We start from the raw sequence: 15414 nt of genomic DNA on the forward strand, positions 1-15414 counted from the left end.
GCGTAGAGTCGCGGCATGGATCGCGACAGCCCCCGTCTTTCTCCGATGCCGCTCATCGCCGCCGTGCTGGCGGTGGTGGGCATCTTCGTGGCCATCATCTGGCTGAACTGGCCGTGGCTGGAGCAGGCGGTGGCGGTGGAAGAGGCACCCACGGCCTGGCTGCAGTCGTCGATGCTGTGGTCTTGTGCGAGCCTGGCCTTGCTGCTCGCTACGGTGGAGCGCTCGCGCCCGCCCGGGTGGTCTCTCGTTGCCGTGGGGCTGGCCGGCGCGGCGCTCGACGAGCGCTTCATGGGGCATGAGCGCCTGAAGGATTGGATCCTGTTCCGCTTCTACGGCGGCAACGTGGAGGCGATGGGTCGCGTGGGCGACCTGCCCATCCTCGTGTACGGATTGGGTGGTGTGCTGGTGCTGGCGTGGCTGCTGCGGTCGCCGGCCGCGCCGCGCTTCGCGGGCATGCGCTGGATGGTGGCTGCGGTGCTCGCCGGCTTCGTTGCCCTGGGCCTGGACCTGGCCAGCAACGACCTCTTCGTTCAGGTCTTCGAAGAGGGCTTCGAGCTGCTGGCCGAAACGCTCTTCGCCTGCGCCTTGCTGCGGCATGCGCAGGCGGTGTGGGCGCACAGGCCCTAGGTGCAGCCGCCTTCCGCCGCGAGCGCCACGCGCTTCCACACGCCGCCGATGTTGGCGTAGACGATGGATTGCAGGCTGTCCTCGGGGTGGTAGCCGCCGGTGGGCAGGTCGGCCGGGCCCTGGCCCTGGATGATCACCAGGTCGGTCTGGCCATCGCCATCGAGGTCGACGCGGTAGCCGGTGTAGTGGAACGGCCGTGAATCAGGCGCTGCATGAGGGTCGCGGCTGTCGAACTCGCCGACGCGCTTGACTCTCACTTTGGATGTGGTCACCGGCTTGAGCGTGGCGAAATACGCCAGCGGCGAGGATTTCAGCGGCGCGCTGAAGCTCACACGCACGCCTTCAGTCGTGCCGCAGTTGATGTGCCGGGACGTGACCCGCATGCCGCTGGCCGACACACCGCCTTCGCGCGTGATGGCCATCACCGGCACCGACGGTGGTGCATTCACGTCCACGCCGATCGTGCCCAGCAGCCCGTCGATGCCGTACTGCGAAGCGTTGACGAACTTGATGGCTGGCGCATCGCCCTGTCCCTTCAGGAACTCCAGCCAGCTGTGCGCGCTGCGGAAGCCGCCGGCCAGCGAGGTCGGCCGGCTGGCCTCGTCAGACATGCCGAGGTGGCTGATCTCGGCCACGTAGAACACCTGGCCCGCCGCGCCGCCGCGCAGCATCTGCCGCTTGGTCAAGGGCTCGCCGCCGGCGAAGTAGGCGTCGGTGTCGCGCTGGAAGAAGGACGGCACGGCGCGCGGAAACCATTGCACCAGAACCGACGCGAAGGCCTGGTCGGGCCAGGGTAGCGAATCGGCGAGGGCCGTGGGCACGAAGCTCTCGAAGTGCAGCTCGCCGAAGCGCGGCCACGGGCTGCCGGCCGCCCAGCCGTGCTCCATGTGGGCCAGCATTTTTCGCCAGGTGGCACGCGCCGGCTTGACCCAGGCGGTGGACACCGGCGAGGTCGCACGCCGCGACATGCTGATGTAGGCGAGGTCTTCCGCCACCGAGCCGTACCAGGCGAGGCTTTCGATGGATGGCTTGTCGTAGAACTGCTTCTCCAGCGAGGCCAGCAGCTGCGCGGGATCTTCCAGGAGCTTTTGCTGTTCAGGTGACAGGACGGAATTGCTCCCGCTCGCCGCCGTGCTCACCAGATCCTTGTAGGTCTCGACCAGCGAGGCGCCCTGCGCCGACGACACCGCCAGCGCCACGGCGGCAGCCAGGACCAGCCGCTTCACTGGAAGGCCACCTCGGCGAAGCTGCGCAGCTTGCGGCTGTGCAACTGGTCCACGCCCGCCTGCCGCAGCAGCTCGATCGCGCGGATGCCGATGCGCAGGTGCTGGTCCACCCGTTCGCGGTAGAAGTGGTTGGCCATGCCCGGCAGCTTGATTTCGCCGTGCAGCGGCTTGTCCGACACGCACAGCAGCGTCCCGTAGGGCACGCGGAAGCGGAACCCGTTGGCAGCAATGGTGGCCGACTCCATGTCCAGCGCGATCGCGCGGCTCTGGCTGAAGCGGCGCTCGGGCGTGCGCTGCGGCAGCAGCTCCCAGTTGCGGTTGTCGGTGCTGGCCACCGTGCCCGTTCGCATGATGCGCTTGAGCTCGCGGCCCTTGAGCTGCGTGATGTCGGCCACCGCGGCTTCGAGGGCCATCTGCACTTCGGCCAGCGGCGGCAGCGGCACCCACAGCGGCAGGTCTTCGTCCAGCACGTGGTCTTCGCGCACGTAGCCGTGGGCCAGCACGTAGTCGCCCAGCTGCTGCGTGTTGTGCAGGCCGGCGCAGTGGCCGAGCATGATCCACGCGTGCGGTCGCAGCACGGCGATGTGGTCGGTGATGGTCTTGGCATTGGCCGGGCCCACACCGATGTTCACCATGGTGATGCCGGCCCGGTCCTCGCGCACGAGGTGATAGGCGGGCATTTGCGGCAGGCGCGGCGGCACGGCGCCCAGGTCGTCGCCCGGGCGCATGGGCAGGCCTGCGCGGCGCGTGACCACGTTGCCGGGCTCGACGAAGGCCACGTAGTCGCTGTCGCCCGAAGCCATGGTCTCGTGGCCCAGCCGCACGAACTCGTCGATGTAGAACTGGTAGTTCGTGAACAGCACGAAGTTCTGGAAGTGCTGGGGCACGGTGCCGGTGTAGTGGCGCAGGCGGTGCAGCGAGTAGTCCACGCGCGGCGCGGTGAACAGCGACAGCGGCTGCGCCTCGCCGGGGCTGGACTCGTGCGTGCCGTTGGCGATGCCATCGTCCATCGCAGCCAGGTCGGGCAGGTCGAACATGTCGCGCATCAGCAGGCGCCGGGCGGCATCCAGCGAACCTTCGAGGTGGTCGTTCTCGGCCAGCGAGAAGTGGATGGGAATCGGCTGGTTGCTGGTGCCCACCTCCAGCGAGACGTGGTGGTTCTTCAGCAGGAGTCTGAACTGTTCGAGGTAGTAGTCGCCGAAGAGGTCGGGCCGGCTGAGGGTGGTTTCGTAGGTGCCGGGGCCGGCGACGAAGCCGTAGCTCAGGCGCGAGTCGGCGCGGGCGACGGTGTCGGTGTGCACGCGCACGAAGGGGTAGCAGGCCCGCACATGCTGGCTGAGTGTCTCGCCGGCCACGTAGCGCTGCAAGGCATCGCGCAGGTGCGCCACGCTGGTGTCGTAGATGCTGCGCACCTGGGCCAAGGCGGCAGCGGGGTCATCGAATCGGGCGGGGGCGATGAAGTTCGGAAGCGAGGCCATGGGGCTCCTTGTGGGCTGGCATCTATTCTGTACCCGCCGCCATGTCCCGCGCATGTCGCAAGGCATGGCGCGGGCATGCATTTGGTGTGAACAGGCCCTAGACTGCCCGTTCACACAATTCGAGGATCAGGCATGCGGGTGTTGATTCTTGGCAGTGGCGTGATCGGCGTGGCCAGCGCCTACCAGCTGGCCCTGGCAGGCCACGAGGTGACGGTGGTCGACCGACAGGCGGGGCCGGGGCTGGAAACCAGTTTCGCCAATGCGGGCGAGGTGTCGCCGGGCTATTCGGCGCCCTGGGCCGGGCCGGGCGTGCCGGTCAAGGCCATCAAGTGGCTGCTCATGCAGCACCGGCCGCTGGTGATTCGCCCGCATCTGGACATGGGCCTGATCCGCTGGGGCCTGTCCATGCTGCGCAACTGCACCACGGCGCGCTACGAACTCAACAAGAGCCGCATGGTGCGGCTGGCCGAGTACAGCCGCGACTGCCTGCGGGAGCTGCGCGAGCAGACGGGCATCCGCTACGACGAGCGCATGCAGGGCACCCTGCAGCTGTTTCGCACCCAGAAGCAGCTCGACGGCACCGCGGCGGACATCGCCATCCTGCGCCGCTATGGCGTGCGCTTCGAGGTGCTCGACCCGGCCGGCTGCATCAAGCATGAGCCGGCGCTGGCATCGGTGCGCGAGAAGTTCGTCGGCGGCCTGCTGCTGCCGGGCGACGAGACCGGCGACTGCTTCCAGTTCACGCAGCGGCTGGCCGCGCTGGCACAGGAGCGGGGCGTGCAGTTCCGCCACCAGGTCACGCTGCGGCGGCTGCTCTCCGACGGCACGCAGCTCACCGGCGTCGAGACGGACCAGGGCACGCTGCAGGCCGATGCCTACCTCGTCGCCATGGGCAGCTATTCGCCGCTGGCGCTGCGCGAGATCGGCATCCGCATTCCGGTGTATCCGGTGAAGGGCTACTCGATCACCGTGCCCATCACCGACGCGCGCGGCGCGCCGGAATCGACGGTGATGGACGAGACGCACAAGGTGGCGGTGACGCGGCTGGGCGACCGCATCCGCGCCGGCGGCACGGCCGAGCTGGCGGGCTACACCCTGCAGCTGCACGACTCGCGCCGCCGCACGCTGGAGCATGTGGTGACCGACCTCTTCCCCCAGGGCGGCGACGTGTCCAAGGCCACCTTCTGGTGCGGGCTGCGGCCGATGACGCCCGACGGCACGCCGGTGGTGGGCGGCACGCGATTGAAGAAGCTCTTCATCGCGACCGGCCACGGCACGCTCGGCTGGACGATGGCGGCGGGCACCGGCTGCGTCATGGCCGACCTGATCGGCGGACGCGAGCCGGAGATCGACATGGACGGGCTCACCGTCGAGCGCTACCCGCACGCCTACGGCTGATCACGCGGCCTTCGTGGCTGCTGTCCCTGCTGACCTTGCCAATTGCCGGGCCCGCAGGTTCGACGCGGGGATGTTGTCCATCGGGATCGCCCGTTCCGCCTGCACCGCGGCGATCCAGTCGTCCGTGGCCGTCACCGACGCGAAGCGCGAGTGGAAGATCACGTTGAGCACGCGATGCACCTCCTCGGCAGTGGCGCTACCGGCGGCGTTGGCATAGGGCACGGCACCGGTCGCATCCTTGAGCACCTCGGCCGCGTAGCCGCGGTGGAAAGCCTCGAACAGCGTCGACGCCACGCAGTTCTGCGTCATGTAGCCGGTGACTGCGATGGTGTCGATCTCGTTGGCCTTCAGCCAGTCGGCGAAGTCGGTCTGCGTGAAGACGCTGGGCCAGCCCTTCTCGATGTGATGGTCGCGATGCCGGCGTCCGATCTCGTCATGCAGCGCCCAGGTGGTCGTTCCCTTGGCGAAGACGGGCGTGCCCGGCGGCGTGCTGTGCTGCACCACCAGCACCGGGATGCCTGCGGCATGCGCCGCATCCATGGCCCGGGCGATGTTGGGCAGGGTCTGCTCGACGGGCGGGTATTCGACCGGCAGGTTGCCGATGAAGTATTCCTTCTGCACGTCGATGACGACGAGGGCGCGGCGGGGTGTGGCCATGGTGTTCTCTCCGGGGTGTTGACGATGGGTTCATTGTTGGCGCCGCAGGCGTTCCGGCACAGTGGCCCGAATGACAACAATCGATAGAATCGGGCCATGCCAGCCGACAAGCCCGCCCGCACCATCGCCGTCGTGGCCTTCGACGGCATCAGCCCCTTCCACCTCTCGGTGCCCTGCATGGTGTTCGGTCCGGACATGGCCGGCCACGGCGTGCCGCGCTACCGGCTGCTGGTGTGCTCGGTTGACCGCGGCAGCCTGCGCACCACCGCGGGCTTCGCCATCGAGGCGCCCTACAGCCTGGCGGCCGCGGCGCGGGCCGACACCATCATCGTCCCGTCCTGGCATGACGACCAGCGAGCGCCGCCCGAGGCCCTGCTGCGCACGCTGCGCTCGGCGCACAGGCGCGGGGCGCGCATCGTCGGGCTGTGCCTGGGCGCCTTCGTGCTGGCCGAGGCGGGCCTGCTCGATGGCCAGCCCGCCACCACCCATTGGGCGCTCGCGAGGGCATTCGCCGAGCGCTACCCCACGGTCGACCTGCGGCCCGACGTGCTCTACGTCGACAACGGCCAGGTGCTGACCTCAGCCGGCACGGCCGCCAGCATCGACTGCTGCCTGCACATGGTGCGCCGCGACCACGGCGCCGACGTGGCCGCCCACGTGGCGCGCCGCATGGTGGTGGCGCCGCACCGCGAGGGCGGACAGGCCCAGTACATCGAGCAGCCGGTGCCTGCCTCCCGTGCGGACGACCGGTTGGGTGGCGTCATGGCCTGGGCGCTCAAGCACCTGGCCCAGCCGCACAGCCTGGACTCGCTGGCCGACCGCGCGGCCATGAGCCGGCGCACCTTCACCCGTCACTTCCGCCAGGCCACCGGCACCACCGTGGGCCAGTGGCTGCAGCAGCAGCGGTTGACCATGGCGCGGCGCCTGCTGGAAACCACCACCCGCTCCATCGACGACGTGGCCGAGCGCAGCGGCTTCGGCAGCGCGGTGTCGCTGCGGCAGCATTTCGCCTCCGCGCTGGGCACCTCGCCCTCGGCCTACCGGCGGCAGTTCCACGCCGGCTGAGCCACGCTGTCCGCAAGGTGTCAGCGTCAGGCGCGGCTGGACGCTACAGTGCCCGCCGAGGAGAAACCATGTCCCAAGACACCCTTCGCGCTCCCATGTCCGCCACCGTCGTGCAGGTGGCGGTGGCCGCCGGCCAGGCTGTGCAGGCCGGCCAGACGCTGGTGATTCTCGAAGCCATGAAGATGGAGCACGAACTGCGCGCCGAACGCGATGGCGAGGTGCGCTCGCTGCTGGTGCAGGCCGGCGAGCTGGTGAACGAAGGGGATGTGTTGATGCACCTTGGCGCCAGGTCTGCCGCGCCGGTGGCTGTGGAACCTGCATCCACCACCGAAGCAGCCATGCCTGCGAGCGATCTTCGTGCTGACCTGGTCGCCCTCAACGAACGCGTGGCCTTCACGCTGGATGCGTCCCGCCCAGACGCCGTCGCCAAGCGCCACGCCCAGGGCCAGCGCACGGCCCGCGAGAACATCGCCGACTTGTGCGACGCAGCCAGCTTCATCGAATACGGTGCGCTCGCGGTGGCTGCCCAGCGCAGCCGCCGCACGCCCGAAGACCTCGTGCGGAACACGCCGGCGGACGGCATGGTCACCGGCATCGGCAGCATCAACGGCGCGATGTTCGGCGAGGAATCCTCGCGCTGCGTGGTCATGTCCTACGACGCCACCGTGCTGGCCGGCACGCAGGGCATGCGCAACCACCAGAAGACCGACCGCATGCTGGGCATCGCCTTGCGGCAGCGGCTGCCGGTGGTGCTCTTCGCCGAAGGCGGCGGCGGGCGGCCGGGCGACACCGACATGCCCATCGTCGCGGGCCTGCATGTCACCACCTTCGCCAGCCATGCGCGGCTGAGCGGTCAGGTGCCGGTGGTGGGCATTGCATCCGGGCGCTGCTTCGCGGGCAATGCCGCGCTGCTGGGCTGCTGCGACGTGATCATCGCGACGAAGCGCAGCAACATCGGCATGGGCGGCCCGGCGATGGTGGAGGGCGGCGGGCTGGGCGTGTTCAAGCCCGAGGAGATCGGGCCCAGCCACGTGCAGCATGCCAACGGCGTGATCGACGTTCTCGTGGATGATGAGGTGCAAGCGGTGGCCGCCGCAAAGAAGTACCTGGCCTTCACGCAAGGCCGCACGGCCGCGTGGTCCGCGGCCGATGCCATCCGCCTGCGCCAGGCCTTGCCTGACAACCGCGTGCGCAGCTACGACATGCGCCAGGTGATGCAACTCGTCGCCGACACCGATTCGATGCTGGAGCTGCGCGCCGGTTTCGGCGCGGGCATCTTCACCGCCTTCGCCCGCATCGAGGGCCGCCCGGTTGGCCTCATGGCGAACAACCCCGCGCACCTGGGCGGTGCCATCGATGCCGACGCCGCCGACAAGGCCGCCCGCTTCATGCGCCTGTGCGATTCGTATGGCCTGCCCATCGTCTCACTGGTCGACACGCCGGGTTTCATGGTGGGCCCGGAGATCGAGGTCCAGGCGCAGGTGCGGCACGTGAGCCGCATGTTCCTCGTCGAGGCGCACCTGCGCGTGCCCTTCTTCGCCATCGTGCTGCGCAAGGGCTACGGCCTGGGTGCGATGGCGATGGCCGGCGGCGGTTTCCACTCGCCGATGTTCACGGTGGCCTGGCCCACCGGCGAATTCGGCGCGATGGGCCTGGAAGGCGCCGTCCGCCTGGGCTACCGCAAGGAACTGGAGGCCCTGCCCGAGGGACCGCAGCGCGAGGCGCTTTTCCAGAAGCTGCTGGACCAGCAGATCGCCAACGGGGGCGCGATCCACATGGCCACCACGCTGGAGATCGACGCGGTGATCGACCCGGCCGAGACCCGCGCCTGGCTGGCGCACGGCCTGGTGTCCGCACACATCGGCCCGAAGCCGGCCGGGTTCATCGACGCCTGGTAAGACCCTTCGGGGATCAGGCATCGTCCTACAAGCACGAGCGCTGCCGGCCGACCGGCTGATCCGCGCCCGGCTTGCACGGCGCACGCGCCGGTTGGGCCATCCTTACGGCCATGGGTGCAACACACCAACCGCACCCCGGCTGTCCAGAAGGAGACCCCCATGGTCACGCGTTCCGTGTCGAACTACGCAGCGATTGCAGCGGCCACCATTGCGGCCGCTGGTGTGCTCGCCGCCTTCGGCCCGGCCGACTCTGCGCCCGGCGATCCCCCGGATGTGCAAGCGGTGTTCAGCCGCGCGGCCCCGGCGGCGCGCGACGCGAGCGTGACGACCCTGGCGGGCGAACGATCGGAGAGGACCCAGCGTCAGCGGTCGCACGCCGCACCGATGGTGCGCACCTGACGCTGGGTTCTGTCCTTCGCAAAGGCGCCGTGTGGCGCCTTTGTTTTTCCGGGTTTTTGATTTGACGGCATCATCGCGCCTCGACATTCGGGGAGACTTTCCTTGGCCAAGAGCGCGACGCAAATCCGGGTGGGCATCGGCGGCTGGACCTACGAGCCCTGGCGCGACAACTTCTATCCCAAGGGCCTGGCGCAGAGCAAGGAGCTGGAGTACGCGAGCCGGCAGCTCACGGCCATCGAGATCAACGGCACCTACTACGGCACGCAGAAGCCCGAGAGCTTCGCGAAGTGGCGCGACGAGACACCTGACGACTTCGTCTTCTCGATGAAGGCCAACCGCTTCGCCACCAACCGCCGCGTGCTGGCCGAGGCCGGCGACTCGGTGGACAAGTTCATCGACAGCGGCATCAGCGAACTGGGCAGGAAGCTCGGGCCCATCGTGTGGCAGTTCATGCCCACCAAGCAGTTCGACCCCGAGGACTTCGAGGCCTTCCTCAACCTGCTGCCCAAGGACGTGGACGGCATCAAGCTGCGCCACGTGATGGATGTGCGCCATGAGACCTTCATGACCGAGGCCTACCTGAAGCTTGCTCGCAAGTACAAGGTCGGCACGGTGTTCACCGATTCGGACGAGTACCCGTCCTTCGCCGACATCACCGGCGACTTCGTCTACGCGCGGCTGATGCGCACGGAGTCCAAGCTCAAGACCGGCATCGGCCCGAAGGCGCTGGAGCAGTGGGCGGGCATCGGCCAGCAGTGGCGCGAGGGCAAGGATCCCTCGGACCTGCCGCATGTGTCGGACAAGCCCGCCGGCGAAAAGGCGCGCGACGTGTTCATGTTCTTCATCAGCGGCGCGAAGGAGCGGGCGCCGGCTGCGGCCATGGCCTTGATCAAGCAGCTGGGCTGACTCATCAGCGTTCGTATTTCCAGTTGCGCGACTTGCCCTCGGCCAGCCATTCCAGGGTTTGCGCCAGTCTCTTCTCACGCGTCTCGGGCCGCTTGGCCTCGGTGATCCATTCAATGTATTCGCGCCGGTGGCTGGGCGCGAAGGCTTCGAAGGTCTTGCGCGCGGCGGCGTTGCGCTTCAAGGCGGCCAGCAGGTCGTCCGGCGTTTCGGGGGTGGGCTTGGGTGCAGACTTCGGCACCCGGCGCGGCTTCTCGCCGGAATCGATCAGCGCCGCGGCCTTCTTCACCAGCCTGGACAATTCGGCCTTGCCCGGCAAGTCCTTCAGCGATTCGATGCGGCCGAACTGCCCCATGGCGTCGTTGTTCTTGCCGGTGCCGGCCACGGCGTCGCGCTGCCAGAAGCCGAAGGCGCAATGGGCCTTGAAAGCCGCCATGTTGGCCAGGATCTTTCCGCCGTACATGAAGTTCGGCATGCCCCACTTGATGGTCTCTTCCACGCTGGGACAGGCGGCGTGCACGACCTGCCGCAGGTGCGTGAGGATGGGCTGCGCGAAGTCGGCCGACTTCGCGATGTAGGCGTCGATGCGTGGATCGGTGGTCCCCATGGCGGGACCGATTGCAGCATGCAGCCGTGGGTGCGGCAAGCCGCGGCAAACACTCAGCGCCCGGCGATCTCGATCGGGCTGGCGGGCGCCTGCTCCAGGTCGGCCAGGCAGCGGGCGCGCTGGTGGTCATTGTTCAGCGCGTGGCAGCGCCACTGGGCCTGCGAGCGGCTGAGCGCGGTGCTGCGCAGCGCCTCGCCTTGCTGCACGGCCGACGCCACCACCGAATGAAATCCCAGCAGCAAGGCCAGGATGGTGAGGACGGCCAGCGTCAGCGGCCAGGTGGGCGAGCGCGGGGCGGCGGGCAGGCCGTGCCACCAGCGCCGCAACTCGCGCTCACCAGGCCAGGCGCGCGCGTTCATCGCAGGGTCCAGCCGGGTCGGGAGGCGTCGCCTTGGCCCGCCCACTCGGGCGCGCACAGCGCCGGATCGGCGCATTCGTAGCCGATGCTGCCGTCATCGTCCGGTCCGGCCATGTGCAAGGCCGGCTCGCGCGCTGCGAAGTCATCCGGATTCGTCTCGGTCGCGTCGATGCTCATCGCCTTCTCCCAGCCCTTGCGGGCCCGTTGTCCACTCGGTGCAGCCATGGTGCCCATCGGGCAGTGGGTGATCCATCAGGTGAGCGGCGGACTTGCTGTAGGAGCGTGCCTACATTGGCGGCCCGCCGCGTGTCCGCACCCTCAGGACTTCGGCACGGTCAGGTAGTTGTCGACCGCGGTCACGCCGTTGACGGCCAGCGCGATGCGCTTGGCGCGGTCCTTGGCATCGAGGTCGGGTGCGGACCCGCGCAGCACGACGCGGCCCTGCGCGGTGTCCACGTCGATCTTGCTCGCGTCCAGCGCCGGGTCGCGGGCCAGCTGCGCGTTGATGGCCGCGGTGATGGCGGTGTCGCTGACCGCGTGGGCCACCTTGGCGCCGGCCTCGTCGGTGGCCTGCCGGGCGTTGTCCAGTGCACGGTTGGCCTCGGTGCGGGCCTGTGCCGTCTGCTGCTGCGCGCGCGCCTCGGTCGCGTCCACGCGTTCCTGCACGCTGCGCTCGTCATGGCGGCTGCAGGCGCCCAGGGCCAGCGAAGCCACCAGCGCGGCCAGCAGTGCGGATAGAGGTTGGCGTGAAGTCATGTGGTTCTCCTTGCAGGATGGTGTGCAGGGAGAATACGGACGCGGTCGCGATGTCTCCATCGGCCAAGACCGTGGCGCCGCGTCGGACAGAACCCCACGGCGGTGCCTGCAGGTAACGGCATGTCACGCCATGAGCGTGTGCTTGCCTTTGCAACACGCTGAGAGGAGATGACATGGCTGTGCGATTCCTGGGTGCGGCAATGGCGCTGCTGTTCGCAGCGGGCGCGGCATGGGCACAGGCGCCAATGGCCGAACCGCCGGGCCTTCGTGCGATGGCCGATGCCGTCGATGCGCGCGAGCTGCGCGCCACCATCCAGACGCTGGTGGGCTTCGGCACGCGGCACACGATGTCTGACACCGTGTCCGAGACGCGCGGCATCGGCGCGGCCAGGCGCTGGGTGCAATCGCGTTTCAACGCCATAGGCCGGGACTGCGGCGGCTGCCTGCAGGTGGCGACGCCTTCGCAGGTCGTGACCGGCCCGCGCATTCCCACGCCCACCGAGGTCATGGACGTGGTGGCCATCCAGCGCGGCACCAGCGACCCGGAGCGCGTCATCCTCATCACCGGCCACCTCGATTCGCGGGTGAGCGACGTGATGAACGCCACCAGCGATGCGCCCGGCGCGAACGACGATGCGTCGGGCGTGGCGGCCGTGATCGAGGCGGCACGCGTGCTGTCGAAGCACAAGTTCCGTGCGACGCTGGTCTATGCCGCGCTGTCCGGCGAGGAGCAGGGCCTGCACGGCGGCAAGGTGCTGGCGGACCATGCGAAGCAGCAGGGCTGGCAGGTGCAGGCCGACCTCAACAACGACATCATCGGCAACTCGCGTGGTGGCGACGGCGTGCATGACACGACCACCGTGCGCGTGTTCTCCGAAGGCACCAAGGCCACCGAGACGCCCCAGCAGGCCAACCGCCGCCGCTACAACGGCGGCGAGGTGGATTCACCGTCGCGCAACCTGGCGCGTTACATCGCCTCGCTGTCCGAACGGGTGCTCACCAACTTCCACGTGCGCATGGTCTACCGCACCGACCGCTTCGGCCGCGGCGGCGACCAGGTGAGCTTCCTCGAAGCCGGCTACCCGGCGGTGCGGCTGACCGAAGGCCACGAGGACTACACCCGCCAGCACCAGGACCTGCGCACCGAAGGCGGCGTGGCCTACGGCGACACCATCGACGGCATCGACTTCGACTACCTCGCGCAGGTCACGCGGTTGAACGTGGTGAGCATGGCCGCGATGGTGCAGGCTCCGGCGCCGCCGTCGGGCGTGGTCGTCGAAGGCGCGGTCACGCCGCACACCACCTTGCGCTGGAAGACGGTGGCGGGCGCCGCGGCCTACCGCGTGTGGTGGCGCGACACCACCGATGTGCAATGGACGCACAGCCGCACTGTGCAAGCCGCAACCGGCGCCTCACAAAGCGCCACCTTGCGCAACATCAATGTGGATGACTGGTTCTTCGGCATCTCGGCGATCGGCGCTGACGGTAGTGAATCCCCTGTCGTCTTTCCTGGGGAGACGGGTGCGTTCTAGGGGCTGCTGGCGATTGCCTGGCGCATCAAAAAGGATCAGCATGTGCCCTCGCACACAACATGCCGTGCCACGGCAGGTGCAGGGGGAAGCACATGCCAGAGCGTCCTGGGCGTGCAGCATCGAAGGACCCGGTCATCGGCCTCATCGTCGATGCGCGCGTCATTGAGCTCCACGAGGACCACTGCTACCTCTCGTTCGAAGTCCCTCGCCCGCCGTCGCGGGACACGGCGGCCGGTACCGACCAGGTGCTGAGGGCGCGCCTGCTGCAAAGAGACAGCTGGGCGGCCTCGGACCCTGCGGCCATGGTGAACATCGACCGCTACCGCCGCGAAGGGCTGTTGCGTGTGTTCATCCGCGGCAGTCGCCAGATCTCTCCGAAGGAAACGATCTACTACGCCCACGAACGCTGGGCGCAGGAGGGGCGCAACCCGTGGCCCGAGCTGGGCTTGTCCGATGGCGACATCCTCGTCGGAGAAATCGTCACCGTCGCGCGCCGTGAAGGCGAGATCCAGGGCTACCGCATCCAGCTGAACCAGCGCTACGACGTTCTCGACGTGGACGGCAGGGTGGTCGATGTGAAGCAGCCCGACATCGAAGTCTTTCTGCCCATCGAGGAAGTCCCGCCCGACGAGCGCCTGGGCGACCCCGGGCACCATCCGCCGCTGGGCCTGGAAGTGAACGACCTGGTCTGCGTGCAGCTGTACAGGCTGGACAGGCCGCCTGCCGAACCGCGGGTGAGCCTCGCGCGGCTGCAGTCCTGGCTGGACAGCTGCGCCTTGGCCGTCGAACGGCGCGGCCATGGCGGCGTCTCGCAACCGGTGTCGCTGCTGAGCCTGGTGGTTGCGGATGCGGGCGATCCCGTGCCGGCGGACGTGGTGACCGGAACGCCCACGACACCCGGGCGCTTCCCGGTGGACAGGCCACCGCTGCCCGACGGTGCGCACGTGGTCCTCGTGGATGACGACCCGGCCATCCTCGCCTCCGTCGAGACCTTGCTGAGGGCCAACGGCGTGCAGGTCGATTCGGTGCAAGCGGGCCATGGCAAGGGGCTGGACAACCTGGCCGGCGAGGTGGTGCGCCTGGTCGCGACGAGCGAGAGCAGCCGCTGCCTCGTGCTGGTGGACCATTCGCTGCCCAAGCCGGGCCTGGGCATCAGCCTGATGCGCAAGGTGCAGGTGCACTGCGAGGCTGCAGGCATCCACTATCCGAGGTGGGCGCTGCTGTCGACGGCGCTGCCTTGCGAGCCGGATGACTGGAAGGAACTCAGGGCCATCGGCATGATCGGTGCGTTGGCCCGCCCCTTGCACCTGGACAACGTGGCAGCGCTGCTGGACGCGAAGTCCGAAGGCATCTGGCAGTGGTCCCGCCGGCAGGACATGCAGTTCAACGTCGACGACCCGTCGGTGGACACGGTGCTGTCGAAGATCCTGGCGCGCTATCCGGCCCTGCGCTTTGCCATCGTGCTGGAGGTCCTGTCACCCCACAAGCTGGGCTGGCTCGCCTGCGCGGGCACACCGCCCTTCGAGCCGCAGGACCTGGACTCCATGCTGGAAGGAACCGGCCTGCGCGCCCTGGCCCAAGGCCGATTGAACTCGTTCGAAACCGACGTCAGGCGCAACCATCCCTTCCGCAAGGGGTCCATCGTCGCCACGCGCTGGCAGGCGATGGGCGATGGACGCGATGGTGCTCCCCAGCGCATTCTTGGCGTGGGCGGGCTGGACGTGCGCCAGGTGGACGACGACTGGCCCTTGCTGCTGACGCTCGTGGGCCAGTCGGCCAGCCTGGCAGCCTGGCGCCGCTGGGCGCTGAACCAGTCCAGCTTCGTGATGCTCGGGCGGCTGATGTCCAGCCTTGCGCATGAGCTGCACAACGACGAGATGGCCCTGCACACCAACTTCGAGATCGCCTACCAGGCCGTCGGGGCGAACAACATGCCCTGGGTGGTGCAGGCGCTGGAACAGATCGAGGAAGTCTTTCATGCACAGCAGTCGCTGGCGCAACTGCTGTTGCGCGGCCTTCGGGAGCGTGACGCCAGGTTCACGATGCGCGAGCTGTTCGCGCACCTGGAGCGCGTGCACCGCAAGCTGGCGGCCGAGGAGCATGTGCAGCTGGCCTTCTCCGCGCCGCCTGACATCACGCTGGGCCTGCCCTCGGGCTATGTGATCGCCGCGGTCAGCAACCTCATCTTCAACGCCATCAAGCATCACCACCGGATCACCGCCGCGCGCGTGCAGGTGTCGGCCGCCTTCTGGGAGCGGGCGGACTCCTGCCGGCTGTGCATCGACGTGGAGGACAACGGCCCGGGCGTGGCGGCGAGCGTTGCGTCGCAGCTGTTCCGCGCGGGCGTATCTCATGCGGCCGATGCCTCCCAGCGGCACGGCATGGGCCTGTGGCTCTCACGCCGGCTCATGAGGGAGCTGGGCGGGGACCTGCGCTGCATGGCGCAGGCGCGCGGGCTGGGCACGGTGTTCCGGGTCGAGCTTCCGCTGACCATGGGTTGAACTCGGGCA

At 68.7% G+C, this 15414-nt stretch carries 15 protein-coding genes; 8 read left to right on the forward strand and 7 right to left on the reverse strand.

Going from position 1 to position 15414, the window contains the following annotated elements; translation table 11 throughout:
• The first annotated feature begins 15 nt into the window (after positions 1 to 15).
• Complete coding sequence (locus DZC73_RS17720; protein WP_124541702.1) at positions 16 to 627, forward strand: hypothetical protein; 612 nt, start codon at positions 16 to 18, stop codon at positions 625 to 627.
• On the opposite strand, the gene DZC73_RS17725 is transcribed toward DZC73_RS17720, so the two are convergent.
• Both DZC73_RS17725 and DZC73_RS17730 read right to left on the reverse strand, forming a co-directional pair.
• Positions 624 to 1853 carry a hypothetical protein gene (locus tag DZC73_RS17725; RefSeq protein WP_124541703.1) on the reverse strand — a complete coding sequence of 410 codons (1230 nt, stop codon included), beginning with the start codon at positions 1851 to 1853 and terminating at the stop codon, positions 624 to 626. The genes DZC73_RS17720 and DZC73_RS17725 overlap by 4 nt on opposite strands.
• Complete coding sequence (locus DZC73_RS17730; RefSeq protein WP_124541704.1) at positions 1850 to 3331, reverse strand: AMP nucleosidase; 1482 nt, start codon at positions 3329 to 3331, stop codon at positions 1850 to 1852. Before DZC73_RS17730 ends, DZC73_RS17725 begins: the two co-directional genes overlap by 4 nt.
• A gap of 132 nt (positions 3332 to 3463) precedes the next feature.
• On the opposite strand from DZC73_RS17730, the gene DZC73_RS17735 reads away from it, so the two are divergent.
• Positions 3464 to 4729, forward strand: a complete 1266-nt coding sequence (locus tag DZC73_RS17735) for a D-amino acid dehydrogenase (protein WP_124541705.1) — start codon at positions 3464 to 3466, stop codon at positions 4727 to 4729.
• On the opposite strand, the gene DZC73_RS17740 is transcribed toward DZC73_RS17735, so the two are convergent.
• The gene (locus DZC73_RS17740) at positions 4730 to 5386 is read right to left on the reverse strand and encodes an isochorismatase family protein (protein ID WP_124541706.1); all 657 of its coding nucleotides are present in this window, start codon (positions 5384 to 5386) and stop codon (positions 4730 to 4732) included.
• Between the two features lie 96 nt (positions 5387 to 5482).
• Between DZC73_RS17740 and DZC73_RS17745 the strand changes: the two genes are divergently transcribed.
• The 4 genes from DZC73_RS17745 (at position 5483) to DZC73_RS17760 (ending at position 9654) form a co-directional block, all read left to right on the forward strand.
• Entirely contained in the window at positions 5483 to 6451 is a 969-nt protein-coding gene (locus DZC73_RS17745; RefSeq protein WP_124541707.1) for a GlxA family transcriptional regulator, read from the forward strand.
• A 68-nt stretch (positions 6452 to 6519) separates the two neighbouring features.
• A complete protein-coding gene (locus tag DZC73_RS17750) occupies positions 6520 to 8349 on the forward strand; it encodes a carboxyl transferase domain-containing protein (RefSeq protein ID WP_124541708.1) in 1830 nt (609 codons plus the stop codon).
• A 159-nt stretch (positions 8350 to 8508) separates the two neighbouring features.
• Positions 8509 to 8748, forward strand: a complete 240-nt coding sequence (locus tag DZC73_RS17755; RefSeq protein ID WP_124541709.1) for a hypothetical protein — start codon at positions 8509 to 8511, stop codon at positions 8746 to 8748.
• A 102-nt stretch (positions 8749 to 8850) separates the two neighbouring features.
• Positions 8851 to 9654: a DUF72 domain-containing protein gene (locus DZC73_RS17760; protein WP_407924115.1), complete on the forward strand. Its 804-nt coding sequence runs from the start codon at positions 8851 to 8853 to the stop codon at positions 9652 to 9654.
• Between the two features lie 4 nt (positions 9655 to 9658).
• On the opposite strand, the gene DZC73_RS17765 is transcribed toward DZC73_RS17760, so the two are convergent.
• From DZC73_RS17765 to DZC73_RS17780, 4 genes are all read right to left on the reverse strand, one after another.
• The gene (locus DZC73_RS17765; RefSeq protein WP_124541711.1) at positions 9659 to 10258 is read right to left on the reverse strand and encodes a YdeI/OmpD-associated family protein; all 600 of its coding nucleotides are present in this window, start codon (positions 10256 to 10258) and stop codon (positions 9659 to 9661) included.
• A gap of 53 nt (positions 10259 to 10311) precedes the next feature.
• Positions 10312 to 10617, reverse strand: coding sequence for a hypothetical protein (locus DZC73_RS17770; protein ID WP_124541712.1), 306 nt, complete (start codon positions 10615 to 10617; stop codon positions 10312 to 10314).
• A complete protein-coding gene (locus tag DZC73_RS17775) occupies positions 10614 to 10841 on the reverse strand; it encodes a hypothetical protein (protein ID WP_124541713.1) in 228 nt (75 codons plus the stop codon). Before DZC73_RS17775 ends, DZC73_RS17770 begins: the two co-directional genes overlap by 4 nt.
• A 93-nt stretch (positions 10842 to 10934) precedes the next feature.
• Positions 10935 to 11372 carry a BON domain-containing protein gene (locus DZC73_RS17780; protein ID WP_124541714.1) on the reverse strand — a complete coding sequence of 146 codons (438 nt, stop codon included), beginning with the start codon at positions 11370 to 11372 and terminating at the stop codon, positions 10935 to 10937.
• A gap of 173 nt (positions 11373 to 11545) precedes the next feature.
• Here DZC73_RS17780 and DZC73_RS17785 point away from each other — a divergent pair, with 173 nt between their 5' ends.
• Complete coding sequence (locus DZC73_RS17785; protein ID WP_124541715.1) at positions 11546 to 12904, forward strand: M20/M25/M40 family metallo-hydrolase; 1359 nt, start codon at positions 11546 to 11548, stop codon at positions 12902 to 12904.
• Positions 12905 to 12996: 92 nt separating this feature from the next.
• Positions 12997 to 15405 (forward strand): ATP-binding protein, encoded by a 2409-nt coding sequence (locus tag DZC73_RS17790; RefSeq protein WP_161974629.1) that lies wholly within the window; start codon positions 12997 to 12999, stop codon positions 15403 to 15405.
• Positions 15406 to 15414 lie beyond the last annotated feature (9 nt).

Origin of the sequence: Rhizobacter terrae, assembly GCF_003852895.1 — a bacterium.
Taxonomy (GTDB): Bacteria; Pseudomonadota; Gammaproteobacteria; order Burkholderiales; family Burkholderiaceae_C; genus Albitalea; species Albitalea terrae.

Excerpts from the sequence above, each read along its gene's own strand:
- DZC73_RS17720 (WP_124541702.1), top strand. The coding sequence starts at position 16 with ATGGATCGCGACAGCCCCCGTCTTTCTCCGATGCCGCTCATCGCCGCC.
- DZC73_RS17730 (WP_124541704.1), bottom strand. The coding sequence starts at position 3,331 with ATGGCCTCGCTTCCGAACTTCATCGCCCCCGCCCGATTCGATGACCCC.
- DZC73_RS17735 (WP_124541705.1), top strand. The coding sequence starts at position 3,464 with ATGCGGGTGTTGATTCTTGGCAGTGGCGTGATCGGCGTGGCCAGCGCC.
- DZC73_RS17740 (WP_124541706.1), bottom strand. The coding sequence starts at position 5,386 with ATGGCCACACCCCGCCGCGCCCTCGTCGTCATCGACGTGCAGAAGGAA.
- DZC73_RS17745 (WP_124541707.1), top strand. The coding sequence starts at position 5,483 with ATGCCAGCCGACAAGCCCGCCCGCACCATCGCCGTCGTGGCCTTCGAC.
- DZC73_RS17750 (WP_124541708.1), top strand. The coding sequence starts at position 6,520 with ATGTCCCAAGACACCCTTCGCGCTCCCATGTCCGCCACCGTCGTGCAG.
- DZC73_RS17755 (WP_124541709.1), top strand. The coding sequence starts at position 8,509 with ATGGTCACGCGTTCCGTGTCGAACTACGCAGCGATTGCAGCGGCCACC.
- DZC73_RS17765 (WP_124541711.1), bottom strand. The coding sequence starts at position 10,258 with ATGGGGACCACCGATCCACGCATCGACGCCTACATCGCGAAGTCGGCC.
- DZC73_RS17770 (WP_124541712.1), bottom strand. The coding sequence starts at position 10,617 with ATGAACGCGCGCGCCTGGCCTGGTGAGCGCGAGTTGCGGCGCTGGTGG.
- DZC73_RS17775 (WP_124541713.1), bottom strand. The coding sequence starts at position 10,841 with ATGGCTGCACCGAGTGGACAACGGGCCCGCAAGGGCTGGGAGAAGGCG.
- DZC73_RS17780 (WP_124541714.1), bottom strand. The coding sequence starts at position 11,372 with ATGACTTCACGCCAACCTCTATCCGCACTGCTGGCCGCGCTGGTGGCT.
- DZC73_RS17785 (WP_124541715.1), top strand. The coding sequence starts at position 11,546 with ATGGCTGTGCGATTCCTGGGTGCGGCAATGGCGCTGCTGTTCGCAGCG.
- DZC73_RS17790 (WP_161974629.1), top strand. The coding sequence starts at position 12,997 with ATGCCAGAGCGTCCTGGGCGTGCAGCATCGAAGGACCCGGTCATCGGC.